Genomic DNA, 17140 nt, shown 5'->3' on the forward strand with positions numbered 1-17140 from the left:
ACCGGGAAAGCCTGACGGTTAAGGTTTGATTTCCGAAGCAGTCTATGACCTCCAGGCCAGGTGACGCATTGACAAATCCCAGACTCTAAAGCTTGGTTTTAGCGCGGCGAAGCAGGCCGAAGGAAAACACCAGCCGTATTTCTGTGAAAACAAGGGATGCAGTACACTCACATCCCGACATTTGCCGTGGAATTTGGAGCCGTCATGTTTTTGGTCGTGGTATTACCGCTCGTCTTTCTGATCACCGTCGTGCCCATCCTCATCATGCTCTACGGGATCACACGCTGGCAGACCGAGACCGCGAAGACCCAGCGTCGCCTGGAAGCGACGCGCGGCCAGATTGGCGTGCGGACCTTCGCCGCAGAGGAGATTGAAGCCCTCCCGGAGCCAGTCAAACGCTACTTTCAGACCGTTCTGACGCCAAGCCAGCCGGTCGTGGCGGTCGCCGAGATCGGGCAGACGGGTGAGATGCGACTCGATCTCGAGCGGGAGGACTGGACAGGATTGGCGGCCGAGCAGACCACATTCACCGAACGCCCTGGATTCACCTGGGACGCGCGGGTTCGGCGTGCGCCCGGTGTCCAGGTCTTCGTTCGGGACAGCTACATCGCCGGCGAGGGGGCGCTCAAGGCCGCGCTCTTCGGTCTGCTGCCAGTCGCCAACCAAAAAGACAGCGAGACGATGGCGCGGGCGGAGCTGGCGCGCTTCCTCGCCGAAGCCCCTTGGTATCCCACCAAGCTGCTCCCGAGCCAGGGCGTGCGCTGGACGGCGATCGACGACGGGGCCGCGCGCGCCACACTCAGCGATGGCGAGCTGGAGGTTTCCGCCATCTTCAGCTTCGACGAGGACGGCGTGATCCGCTCCGTGCGATCGGAAGACCGCAGCCGCATGGAAGGAGATAGGCTCGTAGCAACACCCTGGGAAGGGCGATTTTGGGGCTACGAGCCCAAGAGCGGCATGCGGATCCCCACCCAGGCGGAGGCCGCTTGGGTGACTCCGGAGGGGTCACAACCTTACTGGCGAGGCCGTGTCGCCGACATCCTCTACAAATTCGCGCCCTAGAGAGCGCTCAGCGGATACCTTGGGCCGCCGCTGAGCGGCGCCATCAACCTCGACCCAAGCAACCCCCGCCGACGCGAGCCGGCCGCGCTATCCCTGCAGCTTGCGCTTGAGGATCTCGTTGACCTGCTGCGGATTGGCCTTGCCTTTGCTCGCCTTCATCGCCTGACCCACGAAGAAGCCGAACACCTTCTCCTTACCCGCGCGGTACTGCTCGACCTGCCCCGAATTCGCGGCGATGATCTCGTCGATCATGGTCTCGATGGCGCCGCTGTCGGTGATCTGCTTCAGCCCCTGCGATTCGATGACCTGATCGGCATCGCCCTCGCCCTGCCACATGGCCTCGAACACCTGCTTGGCGATCTTGCCTGAGATGGTGCCGTCCTTGATCCGCTTGATCAGCCCGGCGAGCAAGGGCGCCGAGACCGGGCTTTCCGCAAGCTCTTTTTCCGCCTTGTTCAGGGCCGCCATCAGCTCGCCGCTAACCCAATTGGCGGCGAGCTTGGGCTCACCACTCTCTTTGGCGACCACCTCGAAGTAGTCTGCAAGCTCGCGGCTGCCGGTCAGGAGGTTGGCGTCATACTCGGAAAGCCCATGCTCTGCATGGAAGCGCGCGCGTTTGGCATCCGGAAGCTCGGGGAGATCCGCGGTCGCGTTCTTGATGAAGGCCGCATCGATCTCCAGCGGCAGGAGATCGGGATCAGGGAAATACCGATAGTCGTTCGCCTCCTCCTTGGTCCGCATGGAGCGCGTTTCGTCCTTGGCGGCGTCGTAGAGGCGCGTTTCCTGAACGACCGTCCCACCGCCTTCGATGAGATCGATCTGGCGCTCCACCTCGAACTGGATCGCCTTCTCCAGAAAACGGAAGGAATTGACGTTCTTGATCTCGGCGCGCGTGCCGAAGGCCTCCTGACCGACCGGACGGACCGAGACGTTGGCATCCATGCGGAAAGAGCCTTCCTGCATGTTGCCGTCGCTGATGCCGATATAGCGGACGATCTGGTGGATCTTCTTGGCGTAGGCCACGGCATCCTGCGGCGAGCGCATGTCCGGCTCGGAGACGATCTCGAGCAGGGGCGTACCGGCGCGGTTCAGGTCGATGCCGGTGAAATCTTGGAACTCCTCGTGCAGCGACTTACCCGCATCCTCTTCGAGGTGCGCCCGAGTGACGCCGATGGTCTTGACCGTTCCGTCTTCCAGGACGATCTCGACCAGCCCTTTACCCACCACCGGCAGCTCGTACTGGCTGATCTGATAGCCCTTGGGTAGGTCCGGGTAGAAGTAGTTCTTGCGCGCGAAGACCGAGCGCGGCGCAATCTCGGCTTGAATCGCACTGCCGAAGCGCACGGCCAGCCGAACCGCCTCGGCATTGAGCACCGGCAGCACACCAGGCAGGCCCAGGTCGATGGCGCACGCCTGGGTGTTCGGCTCGGCGCCAAACGCCGTCGGCGCGCCTGAAAAGATCTTGGACTTGGTCGCGAGCTGGGTGTGGATCTCGAGACCGATGACGGTTTCCCATTGCATATCGGGCCTACTCTATTACGTAAATTTGAACCGCGAAGGCGCTAAGGGCACGTGCGCCGCGAAGCGGAACCCTACTTGTCCAGGACGCCAAATCGGCTACCAAGAGCACCACTGCCTCTCGCAAGGCACACCGTCACCATCGCCGTCCATCTTGGTGTCAGGGCAGTTGCGCAAGTAGAACGTCGCCTCCTCGCAAGAGCGCATTTCAGAGCAATAGATCTTTCCTTCGCACCGATAAGTGGGCGAGCTAGCTGGCCTCGCGGGAAGAGCCGGACTTGAGGTCGTCACCCCGCTCAGCTTAGCTTTGAGAAGCTGGAAAATTCCGGGAAACACCTGATAGGCGTAGCCGGATGCAGCGACAACGGCAAACAAGATCGCAGCGACCGCCAATTTGCTGGGGCTACCTCCGCGCCGTCTTGATTGACGCGCAGATCTCGAAGCGCTAGGCCGGCGCTCTGGTATCAAACCCTCGATCGTTGCGTTAATCGCCTTGCTTCGCCCCTCGCGATCAGTCTCGAGTGTGTAGTTGACGACATCACCGACTACCGGGCGTCTTGGCAACCCCCTGAATGCCGAGATGTGGACGAAGACATCTCCGTCTGCATTCAAAGGCCGGATAAAACCGAACCCCTTTTCGTCATTCCAGCGTTGAAGTCGCCCTCGGATCATTTGCTCGAAATCCCTGGTGGCACGAACCGAAAATTCCCAGGCATAGATCGCATCTACGCTGCCTTGTAGTGACCTGCGATCAACGCCTCAGGGTGTTAGCAAGAGTCCACAACACTCGTGACATCAACCGACAGCGTGGCGCCCAGCAGCCGCCTCATTCAAATCCCACCGGCGCCGCCTGATGCCAATGGGTCACGTGCTGGAGCATGTGGGCCACGTTGAGCAAGCGGGCCTCCTGGAAGTAGTTGCCGATGATCTGCAGCCCGACCGGGAGACCCTCGACCGGGGCAACCGGGATGGAAATACCCGGTAGGCCGGCCAGGTTGGTCGCGATGGTGTAGATGTCGTTCAGGTACATGGACACCGGATCATCCATTTTGGCGCCAATTTCGAAGGCCGTCGTCGGGGCGGTTGGCCCCATGATGACATCTACCTGCTCGAAGGCGCGCTTGAAGTCATCGGCGATGAGCTGGCGGATCTTTTGCGCCTTCAGGTAGTAGGCGTCGTAATAGCCTGCGGAGAGCACATAGGTCCCGACCATGATGCGACGCTGCACCTCGGGGCCGAAGCCCTCGGCCCGGCTGCGCTTGTAGAGATCCTCGAGATCCCTGGGGTCCGCGCAGCGGTGCCCGTAGCGCACGCCATCGAAGCGCGCCAGGTTGGACGAGCACTCCGCCGGCGCGACCACATAATAGACGGGCACGGACAGTGGGCTGTTGGGGAGACTGATCTCGACGACCTCGGCACCAAGCCGCTGATACTCGTCGATGGCCGCTTGGACCGAGCTAGCGACGCGCGCATCCAGCCCCGCGCCGAAGTACTCCTTGGGCAAACCGATCCGCAGCCCTTTGAGGTCATTGTCGAGCGCGTCGACGTAATCCGGAACCGGCTCATCGGCGCTGGTCGAGTCACGCTGGTCGAAGCCCGCCATCTCGTCGAGCACGAAGGCCGCGTCGGCCGCGGAGCGCGCCATGACGCCGGCTTGGTCTAAGGAGGATGCAAAGGCTATCATGCCCCAGCGTGAGCAGCGCCCGTAGGTCGGCTTGATGCCCGTGATGCCGCAGAGCGCCGCTGGCTGTCGGATGGAGCCGCCGGTATCCGTCCCAGTCGCCGCCGCACAGAGCCGAGCCGCCACGGCCGCGGCCGAGCCGCCGGAGGAGCCGCCGGGCACCAGGTCGTGATTCCAAGGGTTCTTCACCGGGCCATAGTAGCTGGTCTCGTTGCTCGACCCCATGGCGAACTCGTCCATGTTGGTCTTGCCGAGCACCACGGCCCCTGCGGCCGCCAGCTTCTCCACGACGGTCGCGTCATAGGGGGCGATGAAATTCTCGAGCATGCGCGAACCGCAGGTCGTTTTGACCCCCTTGGTGCAGAAGATGTCTTTGTGCGCGATCGGGATACCGGTCAAGGGTCCAGCGTCGCCCGCCCGCAAGGCCTGGTCCGCGCGTTCGGCCGCGGCCAGCGCGGACGCCCCGGCAACCGTGATGAAGCTATTGAGACTGGGATCGAGACGCGCAATCCGATCCAGATAGTGCTTGGTCAGCTCGACGCTGGAATAGGTACGCAGTCGCAGGTCGGCCGCGAGCTGGGCGATGGATTTGTTCTGCATTATTCGATGACCTTGGGGACCAGGTAGAGCCCGGCCTCGGCCAGGGGGGCGTTACCCTGGAAGAGGTCGCGCTGATTCGGCTCGCTGGGCGCATCCGCGCGGAGACGCTGGGCCATGTGCAGCGGATGGGCCATCGGCTCGACGTCAGTGGTATCCACCGCGTCCATCTGCGCGACCAGGTCCAGGATGTTGGAGAGATCAGCGGCATAGCGCTCGGTCTGCTCGGGCGCGATCGCAAGCCTGGCGAGGTGCGCGATCTTTTCGACATCGGAGGAATCCAGTGACATTGCCTATCCGCCGTGAGATTAAAGCGGCGAAAAATAGCATAGGGGAGGCGTGCGGCGAAACTCGCCACGTCCGCCTAAAGTCCTGCAACGGCTCGCCTTAAGGCCCAAACCTTGCCGATTCTCCATGGCGTTGCTAGATTAGCCGCCCAATCATTCGAGGACCGACCTACCGGATCTCGCACCGGCCCTCTCCCTTTGACGCCCCTAGCCCTTGGCGCTCCGCACCACCCGGAAGGTAGCTACTCAGATGTTCAGAAGCATTCGTGGAATGTTCTCCAACGATCTGTCGATTGATCTTGGAACCGCCAACACCCTGATTTACATCAGCGGCCAAGGAATCGTGCTCAACGAACCCTCGGTGGTAGCCATTCGCCACGAGAAAAGCGGCGGCGGCAAGACAGTGGTCGCGGTCGGCGAAGAGGCCAAGCAGATGCTCGGCCGCACGCCGCAGAATGTCACCGCAATCCGCCCGATGAAAGACGGCGTCATCGCCGACTTCACGGTGACGGAAAAGATGCTTCAATACTTCATTCACAAGGTGCACGAGACCAGTCTCTTCAAGCCCAGCCCGCGCGTGCTGGTCTGCGTACCCTGCGGCTCCACCCAGGTGGAGCGACGCGCCATCAAGGAATCTGCGGCGGGAGCGGGGGCGCGCGAGGTCTACCTGATCGAGGAGCCCATCTCGGCGGCGATTGGGGCCGGCTTGGCGGTCCATGAGCCACGTGGCTGCATGGTGATCGACATCGGCGGCGGGACCTCGGAGGTTGCTGTCATCTCGCTCAACGGAATTGTCTATGCTGAATCCGTGCGGGTCGGAGGGGACACCTTCGACGATGCCATCGTCAATTACGTGCGGCGAAACTACGGCACCCAAATCGGTGAGGTCACGGCCGAGCGGATCAAGCAACACGTCGGCTCGGCCTTTCCGGGCAGCGCGGTGCTGGAGATCGACGTCAAGGGACGCAGCCTCGCCGAGGGCGTGCCGAGAAGCTTTACGCTCAATAGCAACGAGATCCTGGAGGCTCTGCAAGAACCGCTGGCGATGATCGTCCAGGCGGTCAAGATGGCCTTGGAGCAGACTCCGCCAGAGCTTGGTGCAGACGTCGCCGAGCGCGGCATCGTGCTGACCGGCGGCGGATCGCTGCTGCGCGACTTCGACCGTCTTATCGAGGAAGAGACGGGCCTCCCAGTCATTGTTGCTGAAGATCCGCTAACCTGCGTTGCGCGCGGTGGCGGCAAGGCGCTGGAAATGCTGGACGCCCAAGAGATCGGCCTCTTCACATCGGAGTGACGGAGCCGAGAGCGCCGCTTGGCGCTGACTCGTGACATGTTTGCAGTCTCACGAGATCCCTTCGATGTGACGATCTTGTTGAGGAGCGCCGCTATCAAACCGCTGTTCGCACGTGGACCATCGCCGACCTTCCGTGTCTTCCTCGCCGCACTCGCGGCGCTAGGGCTGATCCTTGCTGATCACCGTCATCAGCATTTGGCGATGGTCCGCTCGGCGCTTGCATTCGTGACCTATCCCATCCAGTACGCGGCCGACCAGCCCAGCGCGCTGGTGCGCATGACACGGGAGCAGTTCGCCAGCACGGACGAACTCCGCGATGAAAACCTCCTGCTACATCGCGAGAACCTGCTCCTGAAGGCCAGGGTCCAGCAGTTCGAGGCGCTCGAGGCAGAGAACATTCGCCTGCGCGACCTGCTCGGCTCGTCCCTCGACCTCGGCGAGCGCGTCGTCATCGCCGAAATCATGGCGATCGAACTCGCCCCTTACCGTCAGCAGGTCATGGTGAACAAGGGGACCAAGTCGGGCGTCTTCGTCGGCCAGCCCGTGCTCGACGCCAACGCCGTCATGGGGCAGGTGGTCAGCGCCAGCCCCTTCTCCTCCATCGTGCTTCTCATCACGGACGCCGATCATGCACTGCCGGTCGAGATCAATCGCAACGGTCTGAGGACCATCGCCGCCGGCACCGGACTGAGTGAAGGCCTGGAACTGCTCTACATCCCGAAAAACGCGGATGTCCGCGTCGGCGACCTCCTGGTGACCTCGGGGATGGATGGGCGTTTCCCGGCCGGTTATCCGGTTGCCCGAGTCACCACGGTCCGACAGGATCCAGACAACCCCTTCACGACCGTCATCGCCGAGCCAACGGCGCGCCTCGACCGCAGCCGCGAGGTGCTGTTGGTCTGGAACCTGAGCGAGACATCGCGCCAGCAAGCACTTGCGGGCGACGCCCCGCAGTCACGAGGCACAGAGTGAGGCCGTCTCGGGTAAGCAGCGTGCAACGCCGTCGCAGCGGCTCCTTTTGGGCAGCACTCTTGACCTTGGTGCTGGCCATGTATCTGACCATTTTGCCGATCCCCGGCTGGCCGCTCGACTATCGCCCGCCTTGGGTCGTGCTCGCCCTGATCTTCTGGTGCTTTGCCGCGCCAGACCGCGTGGGCGTGCTGCTCGGTTTCTGTATCGGACTCATGATGGACGTGCTGACCGGCACGCTTCTGGGACAGCATGCCCTGACCCTCTCGGTGACCGCCTATCTCGCCATCATGCTGCGCGCTCGCATCCGCATCTTCCCGCTGTGGCAGCAGACCTTCTTCGTCTGGCTCATTCTGCTGGTGGAGCGCCTGCTCACGCTCTGGGTCGTCGGCGCAACCGGACAGCCCATGCCACCCCTAACCTACTGGACACCCTCGCTGATCAGCCTCTTCCTCTGGCCCTTCATGTCGTTGCTCCTAACGCCCATGGAGCGCCGCGTAGGACCGAGCTAAGAAAGTGTCCATCAATTGTTTTCCGATGCGAGCGATGCCACCCGAAATCCCCCCTAGCCCCCCTTTGCAAAAGGGGGGGAAGTCGTTGATGGACACTGTCTAAGCCATGCTGGAGGACAGTCTCGAGGACCGCAGGCGGGAGCAGCGGCTCGTCACGGTGCGAGCCATGGTCGCGGCCGGTTTCGTCCTGCTTGGAATCGGCCTCATCCTGATGCGGCTCACCCACCTGCAGATGAAGATGCATGAGCACTTCTCGGTGCTCTCCAAGGACAACCGGGTCAAGATCCTGCCGGTTTCTCCCACGCGGGGCCTTATCTTCGACGCACAGGGTGCGCTGCTCGCGGAGAACCACCCGTCCTTCTCGCTCGAGCTGACGATCGAAAAGATCGATGATCTGGACGCAACCATCGCCGAACTGGCCAAGCTGATGCCCATCAGCGAGAAAGATCGCGCCCGCTTCGAGCGGCTGAAACGACAGCGGATGCGCTTTCAGGCCGTCCCCATTCGGCTCAACCTGACCCCGACTGAGGTCGCGCGCTTCGCGGTGGACAGCTATCGCTTTCCGGGCGTCGACGTGCACGCCGAACTCATCAGGACCTACCCCAAGGCGGCGCTAACGGCCCATGTGCTGGGCTATGTCGGCCGCATCAATGAATCCGAGCTGAAGAGCATCGACAAGGGCAATTACGCGGGGACCAATTTCATCGGCAAGGGCGGCGTCGAGAAGGCGCATGAAGACTTGCTCCACGGCCGGGTCGGCTACCAGCAAGTCGAGGTCAACGCCCGCGGGCGCATCCTCCGCACACTCGAGAACACCCCACCGGAGCCCGGACAGGACCTCTACCTCTACCTCGACACCGCCCTTCAGCAGGCGGCAACCGAGGCCCTCGGCAACCGCCGCGGCGCGGTCGTGGCCATCGATCCGCGCAACGGCGGCGTCCTAGCGTTGGTCAGTCAGCCGAGCTTCGACCCCAACCTCTTCGTCGAGGGCATCAGCCAAACCGACTATGACGCCCTGCTCTACTCGCCGGACAAGCCCCTTTACAACCGCGCCGTCCGCGGTCAGTACCCACCTGGGTCCACGGTCAAGCCCTTCATCGCCCTCGGGGGGCTGGCGACAGGGACAATCAACAGTCGCAAGGGCACCTATTGCCCCGGCTATTTCTCCCTCCCCGGTCAGAGTCATCGCTTCCGCTGCTGGCGGCGAGGCGGTCACGGCACGGTCAACATGCGCGAAGCCATCGTGCAGTCCTGCGATGTCTACTTCTACTCCCTGGCCAATCAGATGGGGATCGACAAGCTCCACGATTTCCTCGCGACCTTCGGCTTCGGCGCGCGCACCGGGGTCGACATCTCCGGCGAACTGCCCGGACTGTTGCCTTCGCGCGAGTGGAAGGAACGCGTGCGCAAGCAGCCCTGGTATCCAGGAGAGACCTTGATCATCGGCATCGGACAGGGCTCCTTCCTCGCCACCCCCATCCAGCTCGCCGCGGCAACGGCGACCATGGCCAATCACGGTCACTTCATTCAGCCGCGCCTGGGCTATGCCAGCCGTGTCCCAGGCGCCCCGACGGCCCACAAGCTGCCCACGGTGAGCCAGACGCTCGACGTCGGCGATTCGAGCTATTGGCAGACCATCATCGAGGACATGGCCCAGGTCGTGGAAGGCGCCCGCGGAACCGCCAAGCGGATCCGCTCCAAGGACTACCGCATCGCGGGCAAGACAGGCACGGCACAGGTCTTCACCGTGGGGCAGAAAGAGTCCTACAACGCCGCGACCACCCCGGAGCGCATGCGTGACCACGCCCTCTTCGTCGCCTTCGCGCCCGTGGAAGATCCGCGCATCGCGGTGGCGGTCATTGTCGAGAATGGCGGGCATGGCGGCTCGACGGCGGGGCCTGTGGCGCGCCAAGTGATGGACGCATATCTGGTCGGAAGCAAGCTGGTCCAAGACCAAGACCAAGGGGAACCGCATGGCGACTAGTCCATTCTGGGCCGACCTCGACTGGAACGTCAGACCGACCGAGCAGGGTTTGCTGCGACGCATCCACATTGATGCGCCCCTGCTCCTGGGCTTGCTGGTCCTCTGCGGCTTCGGGCTCATGGTGCTCTACAGTGCGGGCGATCAGAACCTAGCCACGGTGGAGCGCCAACTCGTCCGACTCGGCATCGCCTTCGGCCTGATGCTCTTGATCGCCCAGATCCCACCCACGACCCTGCGCCGCTGGTCCCTCGGGATTTACGGGGTCGGGGTCGTGATGCTGATCGCCGTGCTGATCATCGGCGAGATCGGCAAAGGCGCACAGCGCTGGCTCGACCTCGGGGTCGTGCGCTTCCAGCCCTCAGAGCTACTCAAGCTCGCCGTTCCCATGACGGTCGCCTGGCTGCTCTCGCAACGCCCGCTCCCGCCCCGGCTGCTCGGCATCCTGCTGGCCATGATGCTGACCCTGTTTCCTGTGGTGCTCATCGCCAAGCAGCCCGACCTCGGAACCTCGCTGCTGGTTGCCAGCGCTGGCATCCTGGTCCTCTTCATCGCGGGACTCAGCTGGCGGATGATCATCGGCCTGGCGATCGCTGCCGGCGCCCTCGCCCCACTGCTCTGGATGGGGATGCACGATTATCAGCGTGATCGCGTCATGACCTTTCTCAACCCCGAGTCCGACCCGCTCGGGACCGGCTATCACATCATCCAATCGCAGATTGCGATCGGCTCCGGCGGCATCTCAGGAAAAGGATGGCTGAACGGCACCCAATCTCATCTGGAGTTCCTCCCCGAGCGCCATACGGATTTCATCTTCGCCGTCATTGGCGAGGAGTTCGGCTTCACCGGCATCGTCGCCCTGCTCGGCCTCTACCTCTTCATCATCTTCCGTGGACTCATGATCGCGGCACGCGCCGAGAGCAACTATGACCGCCTTTTGGCGGGCGGCCTGACCCTGGTCTTTTTCGTCTATCTCTTCGTCAACACCGGCATGGTCACTGGGCTTCTGCCGGTCGTTGGCGTGCCCTTGCCGCTCATCAGCTATGGCGGGACCTCAATGGTCACCCTCATGGCGGGCTTCGGGATGCTGATGGCGATCGAGACACACAAGAGCAAGAAATAGCCTGGAATGTTAAGCGCTTTCAACATAGACTGCAGGTAACTCCTGAGACTTCGAGAGCCACCTACAGAGCCGCGATGCTGCCCCCTCGTCTCCTGCTGGCCAGCCTGGCCCTCACCTCATTGGCGGCGACCGCCGAGCCAGACTCCTATCGCCTCGGCACGCAGCGCTTCATCGCCGAGATCGCCGAGACGCACGGCTTCGACGCCAGCGCCCTGGAAGCACTGCTGGCCCAAGCACGCTACCGTCAGAGCATCATCGACGCCATGAACCAGCCCTATGAGGCCAAGCCCTGGCGCGACTACCGCAAGCTCTTCCTCACGCCCGAGCGCATCCGCGGCGGCGCGGACTTCTGGCGTGCCAACGCAGCCACCCTCCAGAGAGCCGAGGCCAGCTTCGGCGTCCAACCCGAGATCATCGTGGCCATCATTGGCGTCGAAACCAGCTATGGGGCCAATGTGGGCCGCTATCCGGTGCTCGACGCCCTGACGACGCTCGGGTTCTCCTATCCAAAGCGCGCGGATTTCTTTCGCTCCCAGCTCACAGAACTCCTCGAGCTGGCGCGTGAGGAGCAGATCAAACCGGCTGAGCTGCGCGGCTCCTACGTGGGTGCAATGGGCCTACCCCAGTTCATTCCCTCCAGCTACCGCGCCTACGCCGTCGATTTCGACGCCGATGGACAGCGCGATCTCTGGCGCAGCAATGCGGACGTCATCGGCAGTGTCGCCAACTACTTCAAACAGCACGGCTGGCGTCCTGACGGCTCGGTTGCCTTCAGGGCGCAGGTCACGACGGCGCATTTGCAGGGACTGGAGATTGCGGAGAAGCGGCCGATAGCGCCCAAGCTGACCCTTGAAGCCCTGCAGGAGAGCGGTGTGAGCTGGGAGCCTAACCTGCTGGACTCGGCCACCCCGGCGAGCTTGATCCGCCTCGACGGCCCTGAGGAGGAATACTGGATCGGCCTGGAGAACTTCTACGTCATCACCCGCTACAACCACAGCAATCTATACGCCATGGCAGTCCACCAGCTGAGCGAGGCCATTCGCGCGGCCTTCGCCGAGGCTGGCTGAAGCGCCGGGATTAGCGCGCAGAAAAAGCAGTTGAACCACGAAACGCACGAAGATCGCGAAGGATGTCCATGGGTTGCGACGGCATTGACCAGAGGGGCGAAGAACGCAAGGAAGACAAGCCGTTGTTCTCATTAGCACCTTTCGCGCCCTTGTGGTTCCGCTTGCCGGATGTCGATTGACTGGGAGGAAAGAATGCAGATGCACGGCTCAGATGCTCAAACCACACTGCCGAGGTGCGCCCTGGGTCGATCCTTCTTCGGCATCGACTCCCCCCCTTGGCCGGTGATTGTCAGCGTGCTGCTCCTGCTGACTGGATGCGCCAGTCAGCACCAACTGGTCGACGGCGACGAGATCCCTCCGGAGATCGCGCGTGTACCGGACGCGGTCCCAAAGGTCGAGCCGCTGTCGAGATCCGGCAATCCCGACTCCTATGTCGTCTTCGGCAAGCGCTATTACCCGAAGAAGAACAGCAGCGGCCATGTCGAACGCGGGCTGGCCTCTTGGTATGGCGAGCCCTTCCACGGCCGCAAGACCAGCTCCGGCGAGATCTATGACATGCACGCCATGACGGCCGCGCACAAGACGCTGCCGCTGCCGACCTTCGCGCGCGTCACCAATCTGGAGAACGGTCGCAGCGTCGTCGTCCGCGTCAACGACCGCGGTCCCTTCCACGGCCCACGCATCATCGACCTGTCCTACACCGCAGCCGTCAAGCTTGGCGTCTACAAGACTGGAACCGCAAAGGTCGAGGTTCGCGCGATCGACCCAAGACGGCGCGGCTCCGACCCCGGTCCCTTCATGGCCGACAGCCGCTCGGGTCCGTCAAACCCAACCGACGCCATGCCAAAGTCCGCCGCAAAGACATCTGCCCCAAGCCGAGCATCGATCGCAAGCCGCGAGCCCGAGCGCGAGGCGACCCAGCGGCCGGCGTCGTCAGGGCGCACGCTCTATCTCCAAATCGGCGCCTTTGGCGATCAGACCAACGCCGAGCGGCTGCGTGAGCGCCTCAGCCAGCGGATTCAGCAAGGGGAAGTGAGTATCCTTGAGCCCGACGGCGATGCCGCAGCACCGCCACTTTATAAGGTGCGCGTGGGCCCGCTTGCTTCGGATCAGGATGCCGAACGCATCTCCCAGGAGATCGCCAGTTTAGGTGTGGGTACCCCTCGTCGCGTCTGGAACTGAGATTCGCTGCCAAATCCAAAACGGGAGGGTTAGAATGACGGCAAATCATGATCCCGTCATCTTGACATCCTGGACCCCCCTCATGAAGTCTGCATTGAAGCTGTCGCTCCTGTGGTTCCTACTCTGCGCCGTCCCGCTCGTTTCGATGGGGGCGCAACCGATCCCGGCCGCGCCGGAGCTTGCCGCAAAGGGATTCTTGCTGGTCGATTTCAACAGCGGCAGGGTTTTGGCGGAAAAGAATGCCAACGAACCCCTCGAGCCCGCGAGTCTCACCAAGATCATGACCGCCTACGTGGTCTTTCGCGAGCTGGCCGCCGGTCACATTGCGCTCGGCGACATGGTCACCGTGAGCGAAAAGGCCTGGCGAACGGGCGGGTCGCGCATGTTCATTGAGGTCGGCAGCCAGGTCAGCGTCGAGGATCTGCTCAAGGGCATGATCATCCAGTCCGGGAACGACGCCAGCGTCGCCCTGGCCGAGTACGTTGCGGGCAGCGTGGATTCATTCGCCAACATGATGAACGACAACGCCAAGCGGCTCGGCATGTCGAGCACCCATTTCACCAACCCCAACGGCTTGCCCGATCCGGAGCTGCACACCACGGCGCAGGATATGGCGCGCCTCACCGTCGCCCTCATTCAAGAGTTCCCCGAATACTACAAGTGGTACAAAGAGACGGAATTCACCTACAACGACATCACCCAGGGCAATCGCAACCCCTTGCTCAAGCGTGATGCGACGGCGGACGGCGTCAAGACGGGCCACACCAAGGCGGCTGGCTATTGTCTCGTCGGCTCGGCCAAGCGCGATGAGATGCGCCTCATTTCGGTGGTCATGGGCGCGGAGAGTCCCAGCGCCCGAGCGTCGGCCAGCCTCGCCCTTCTCAACTGGGGATTCCGCTTCTACGAAAGCCATGAGCTGTTCGCCGCCGGACAGCCCATCGAGAGCCTGCGCGTTTGGTACGGAGAGCAGGAGACCCTGCCGGTCGGCCCGAGCATCGACGTCGTCGCGACCATCCCACGCGGAACTTACGACAAACTGAGCGCTCGATTAGAGAAGACCTCCGATCTGACGGCCCCCATCACCAAGGGCGCGCGCCTTGGTGACGTTATCGTCACCATGGGCGATGAAGAGGTCACCCGCGTTCCACTCGTCGCCCTGCAGGAAGTGCCCGAGGGCGGCCTTTGGCGGAAGGCGAAAGACAGTGTTCTACAGATGTTCTAGAATCCTTGAGGGCGCAAAATGCTTGCAGATGAGTCAAATTTCGATGCAGCGTCCGACCATCCAAGGCCGTTGGCATGACGCGTCGGTCTGAGGCGAAGCCTCGCTAGTGCTGCCTGGTATTAGCGGCACCTTTACCGATCGGCCCAGGAGTCCGCATTGAGCAAGGTCTATCTCAACGGCGCCTTCCTACCCGTGACTGAAGCCAAGGTCTCGGTCATGGATCGGGGCTTTATCTTTGGTGACGGCGTCTATGAGGTCATCCCCAGCTACGGGGGCTACTTTCTGAGACTCGAGCAGCATCTCAACCGGCTTGACGCCAGCCTCGCGTCGATCAGATTGGACAACCCGCTGTCCCGCCAGGAATGGCGCAGCGTGCTGCGGCACCTCGTTGGCGCACCACCAACGCCTGATCAGTCCGTCTATCTTCAGATCACTCGGGGCGCCCCGCCGCGCCGCGACCACCTCTGCCCGGACGGCGTCTCACCGACAGTCTTTGCAAGCGCGAGCCCCATCAAGCCACGAGACCCCAAGATTGCCACCCATGGTGTCGCCTGCATCACCCGGCCGGACATTCGCTGGCAGCGCTGCGAGGTCAAGTCGACGTCGCTCGTGGCTGCGGTGATGATGCGCAGAGAGGCCGAGGACGCTGGCGCCCTAGAGACCATCATGCATCGCGATGGCATGGTGACCGAAGGCGCCGTATCCAATGTGCTCGTCATCGAATCCGACACCATCATGACCCCGCCGATCAGTCATCTGTTGCTGCCCGGAATCACCCGCGAGCTGGCCCTGCTGCTCGCCGAGGAGCATGGCATTCGCTATCTGGAGGAGCCGATTCCGCTGGCGACCCTGAGAAACGCCGACGAGATCTGGCTCAGCAGCTCGACACGCGAGGTGCTCCCAGTGACGCGTCTGGACGGCGAGCCTGTCGGAGATGGCCAACCAGGTCAACTCTGGCAGCGCATGGACAGACTCTATCAGGCCTATAAGGAGCAGGTGAGAAACGGCGATGTCTGACGAGCAAGAGACCTTATTCGAATTCCCGTGCCGTTATCCCATCAAGGCCATGGGGCGCGCGGACAGCGGGCTCGAGACTCTCGTCGTCGAGATCGTCGAGCGTCACGCACCAGGCATCGATGAGACCGCCGTCAGCGTCCAACCAAGCAGCGGCGGCAAGTGGATCTCCGTCACTGTCGTGATCGAAGCGCAGAGCAAGCCCCAGTTAGACGCCATCTATCGAGACCTCAGCGCCCACGAGCTGATCGCCTGGGCGCTGTGAGCACCGAGCGCGCAGCCCAGATGCAGCCCTTTCGATTGCGACGGCTCCCAGGACTGCAGGACTATTTGCCCACCTTGGAGGCCATGCGATCCTTCACGGATGGGCGCGATGAGGACACGCCCGACGAGCTTTGGCTGCTCGAGCACCCGCCGGTCTTCACCCTCGGGCAGGCGGGACGACGCGAGCACCTGCTGGATCCGGGAGACATCCCGGTGGTTCAAGTCGATCGTGGCGGCCAAGTGACCTACCACGGCCCTGGTCAGCTCATCGCCTATCTGATGCTCGACCTGCGACGCTTTGGCGTCGGCGTGAAGCGGCTCGTCAGCCTGCTCGAGCAATCCGTCATTGAACTTCTCGCAAGCTATGGCATTGAGGCAGCGCGACGCACGGACGCCCCGGGCGTCTATGTGAGTGGCGCCAAGATCGCCTCACTTGGGCTGCGCGTGCGCAACGGCTGCTGCTATCACGGCCTCGCCCTAAACGTCTCAATGGACCTCGAACCCTTTCGCCGCATCAATCCCTGTGGTTACGCCGGCCTTCCAATGACGCAAGTCTCCAACTTCGTCTCTGGAATCTCGGTCACGGAAGCCGGCGGCGCCTTGGCCAATGCCATGGGCCTTGCCCTCAACCGGCAGCCCGCGCAACAACCTGGTCGACCACATGCGTCTTGAGCGGGCTCAGCCAAACCAGATCAACAGCACTCATCCTCAATCTTATCAAGCAGTTCCAGGCCATCATCATGGTCATAGTGCTCGAAGAGTTCACGAATGTAGTTGACCTGGCTGCCAACGAAGAAAAGCGCGTCTTGACCCATCCCGGCGATCTCCACGAGCTTCCGCTCGAAGTAGGGCTGCCAATCTGAGGGGTTCTCGGCATCGTCAATACAAGCCCGAATGTAGCCGAGGATACGCTCAGCATAGGCGTCGCAGTCGATGCCGTCGAAACTGATATAGCGATCGGTTTTCGCGGCAGTGCAGGGCACGTCTCATACCTCATTTCAAAATCTAGTTTGTCAGGGAGCCGACAGTCGCGTCCAGGCCGCACGCATCTCGACAGAGACACAGTCCGGAACAGTCACCTATCCTCATGATTAAAAAGAGACTTTATAAATCAAGAACCGGGAACGCCGATCGGCACAGCCCTTAAGCAAAATACAGGCCACAAATTCTGCGTTCCCGAACAGGCGGTGCTCGGTAGCGCGCTCGTCACCGGAACTCACCCTGCAGCACGCATTCTCTGAGACGAGACCTCCCCCAAGACTCCGGACCATACTCACGAAGCAGATCCACCGGAAGACGGGCCTCGAGACCAATCGTCGGCTGGCATGAGATTCGAGGGAAATCGCCTAAGCAAGTGTCCATCAATT

General features: G+C 62.5%; 17 protein-coding genes. 12 read left to right on the forward strand and 5 right to left on the reverse strand.

Annotated elements, in window-relative coordinates; genetic code table 11:
* Window positions 1-204 precede the first annotated feature (204 nt).
* Window positions 205-1062, forward strand: coding sequence for a DUF6920 family protein (locus tag G3480_RS09135; protein ID WP_164653569.1), 858 nt, complete (start codon window positions 205-207; stop codon window positions 1060-1062).
* 87 nt (window positions 1063-1149) lie between these two features.
* Here G3480_RS09135 and gatB read toward each other — a convergent pair whose 3' ends face one another.
* The 4 genes from gatB to gatC all read right to left on the reverse strand — a co-directional run bounded on the left by gatB (window position 1150) and on the right by gatC (window position 5148).
* Entirely contained in the window at window positions 1150-2583 is a 1434-nt protein-coding gene (gatB, locus tag G3480_RS09140; RefSeq protein ID WP_164653570.1) for an Asp-tRNA(Asn)/Glu-tRNA(Gln) amidotransferase subunit GatB, read from the reverse strand.
* A gap of 96 nt (window positions 2584-2679) precedes the next feature.
* Window positions 2680-3252, reverse strand: coding sequence for an excalibur calcium-binding domain-containing protein (locus tag G3480_RS29230; protein WP_164653600.1), 573 nt, complete (start codon window positions 3250-3252; stop codon window positions 2680-2682).
* A 154-nt stretch (window positions 3253-3406) separates the two neighbouring features.
* A complete protein-coding gene (gene gatA / locus G3480_RS09150; RefSeq protein ID WP_164653571.1) occupies window positions 3407-4861 on the reverse strand; it encodes an Asp-tRNA(Asn)/Glu-tRNA(Gln) amidotransferase subunit GatA in 1455 nt (484 codons plus the stop codon).
* Entirely contained in the window at window positions 4861-5148 is a 288-nt protein-coding gene (gene gatC / locus G3480_RS09155) for an Asp-tRNA(Asn)/Glu-tRNA(Gln) amidotransferase subunit GatC (protein ID WP_164653572.1), read from the reverse strand. The genes gatA and gatC overlap by 1 nt, the downstream gene beginning before the upstream one ends.
* 247 nt (window positions 5149-5395) lie before the next feature.
* Between gatC and G3480_RS09160 the strand changes: the two genes are divergently transcribed.
* From G3480_RS09160 to lipB, 11 genes are all read left to right on the forward strand, one after another.
* Complete coding sequence (locus G3480_RS09160) at window positions 5396-6439, forward strand: rod shape-determining protein (protein WP_164653573.1); 1044 nt, start codon at window positions 5396-5398, stop codon at window positions 6437-6439.
* A 36-nt stretch (window positions 6440-6475) separates the two neighbouring features.
* Window positions 6476-7411: a rod shape-determining protein MreC gene (mreC, locus tag G3480_RS09165; protein ID WP_164653574.1), complete on the forward strand. Its 936-nt coding sequence runs from the start codon at window positions 6476-6478 to the stop codon at window positions 7409-7411.
* Window positions 7412-7431: 20 nt separating this feature from the next.
* Window positions 7432-7920 carry a rod shape-determining protein MreD gene (gene mreD, locus G3480_RS09170; RefSeq protein ID WP_338114101.1) on the forward strand — a complete coding sequence of 163 codons (489 nt, stop codon included), beginning with the start codon at window positions 7432-7434 and terminating at the stop codon, window positions 7918-7920.
* Window positions 7921-8026: 106 nt separating this feature from the next.
* Window positions 8027-9904: a penicillin-binding protein 2 gene (gene mrdA, locus G3480_RS09175; protein WP_164653575.1), complete on the forward strand. Its 1878-nt coding sequence runs from the start codon at window positions 8027-8029 to the stop codon at window positions 9902-9904.
* On the forward strand, window positions 9894-11024 hold the full coding sequence (gene rodA / locus G3480_RS09180) for a rod shape-determining protein RodA (RefSeq protein WP_164653576.1): 1131 nt from the start codon (window positions 9894-9896) through the stop codon (window positions 11022-11024). The genes mrdA and rodA overlap by 11 nt, the downstream gene beginning before the upstream one ends.
* Window positions 11025-11098: 74 nt before the next feature.
* A complete protein-coding gene (gene mltB / locus G3480_RS09185) occupies window positions 11099-12091 on the forward strand; it encodes a lytic murein transglycosylase B (protein WP_164653577.1) in 993 nt (330 codons plus the stop codon).
* Window positions 12092-12289: 198 nt separating this feature from the next.
* Window positions 12290-13273 carry a septal ring lytic transglycosylase RlpA family protein gene (locus G3480_RS09190; RefSeq protein ID WP_164653578.1) on the forward strand — a complete coding sequence of 328 codons (984 nt, stop codon included), beginning with the start codon at window positions 12290-12292 and terminating at the stop codon, window positions 13271-13273.
* A gap of 82 nt (window positions 13274-13355) precedes the next feature.
* The gene (locus G3480_RS09195) at window positions 13356-14495 is read left to right on the forward strand and encodes a D-alanyl-D-alanine carboxypeptidase family protein (protein WP_164653579.1); all 1140 of its coding nucleotides are present in this window, start codon (window positions 13356-13358) and stop codon (window positions 14493-14495) included.
* Window positions 14496-14651: 156 nt separating this feature from the next.
* Window positions 14652-15512 carry a D-amino acid aminotransferase gene (locus G3480_RS09200; protein WP_206171619.1) on the forward strand — a complete coding sequence of 287 codons (861 nt, stop codon included), beginning with the start codon at window positions 14652-14654 and terminating at the stop codon, window positions 15510-15512.
* The gene (locus G3480_RS09205; protein ID WP_164653580.1) at window positions 15505-15774 is read left to right on the forward strand and encodes a YbeD family protein; all 270 of its coding nucleotides are present in this window, start codon (window positions 15505-15507) and stop codon (window positions 15772-15774) included. The genes G3480_RS09200 and G3480_RS09205 overlap by 8 nt, the downstream gene beginning before the upstream one ends.
* A 20-nt stretch (window positions 15775-15794) precedes the next feature.
* Window positions 15795-16445 (forward strand): lipoyl(octanoyl) transferase LipB, encoded by a 651-nt coding sequence (lipB, locus tag G3480_RS09210; RefSeq protein WP_164653581.1) that lies wholly within the window; start codon window positions 15795-15797, stop codon window positions 16443-16445.
* A 20-nt stretch (window positions 16446-16465) separates the two neighbouring features.
* Here lipB and cowN read toward each other — a convergent pair whose 3' ends face one another.
* Window positions 16466-16756: a N(2)-fixation sustaining protein CowN gene (gene cowN / locus G3480_RS09215; protein ID WP_164653582.1), complete on the reverse strand. Its 291-nt coding sequence runs from the start codon at window positions 16754-16756 to the stop codon at window positions 16466-16468.
* Between the last annotated feature and the right edge of the window lie 384 nt (window positions 16757-17140).

It is taken from the genome of Thiorhodococcus mannitoliphagus (assembly GCF_010915725.1).
Classification (GTDB): domain Bacteria; phylum Pseudomonadota; class Gammaproteobacteria; order Chromatiales; family Chromatiaceae; genus Thiorhodococcus; species Thiorhodococcus mannitoliphagus.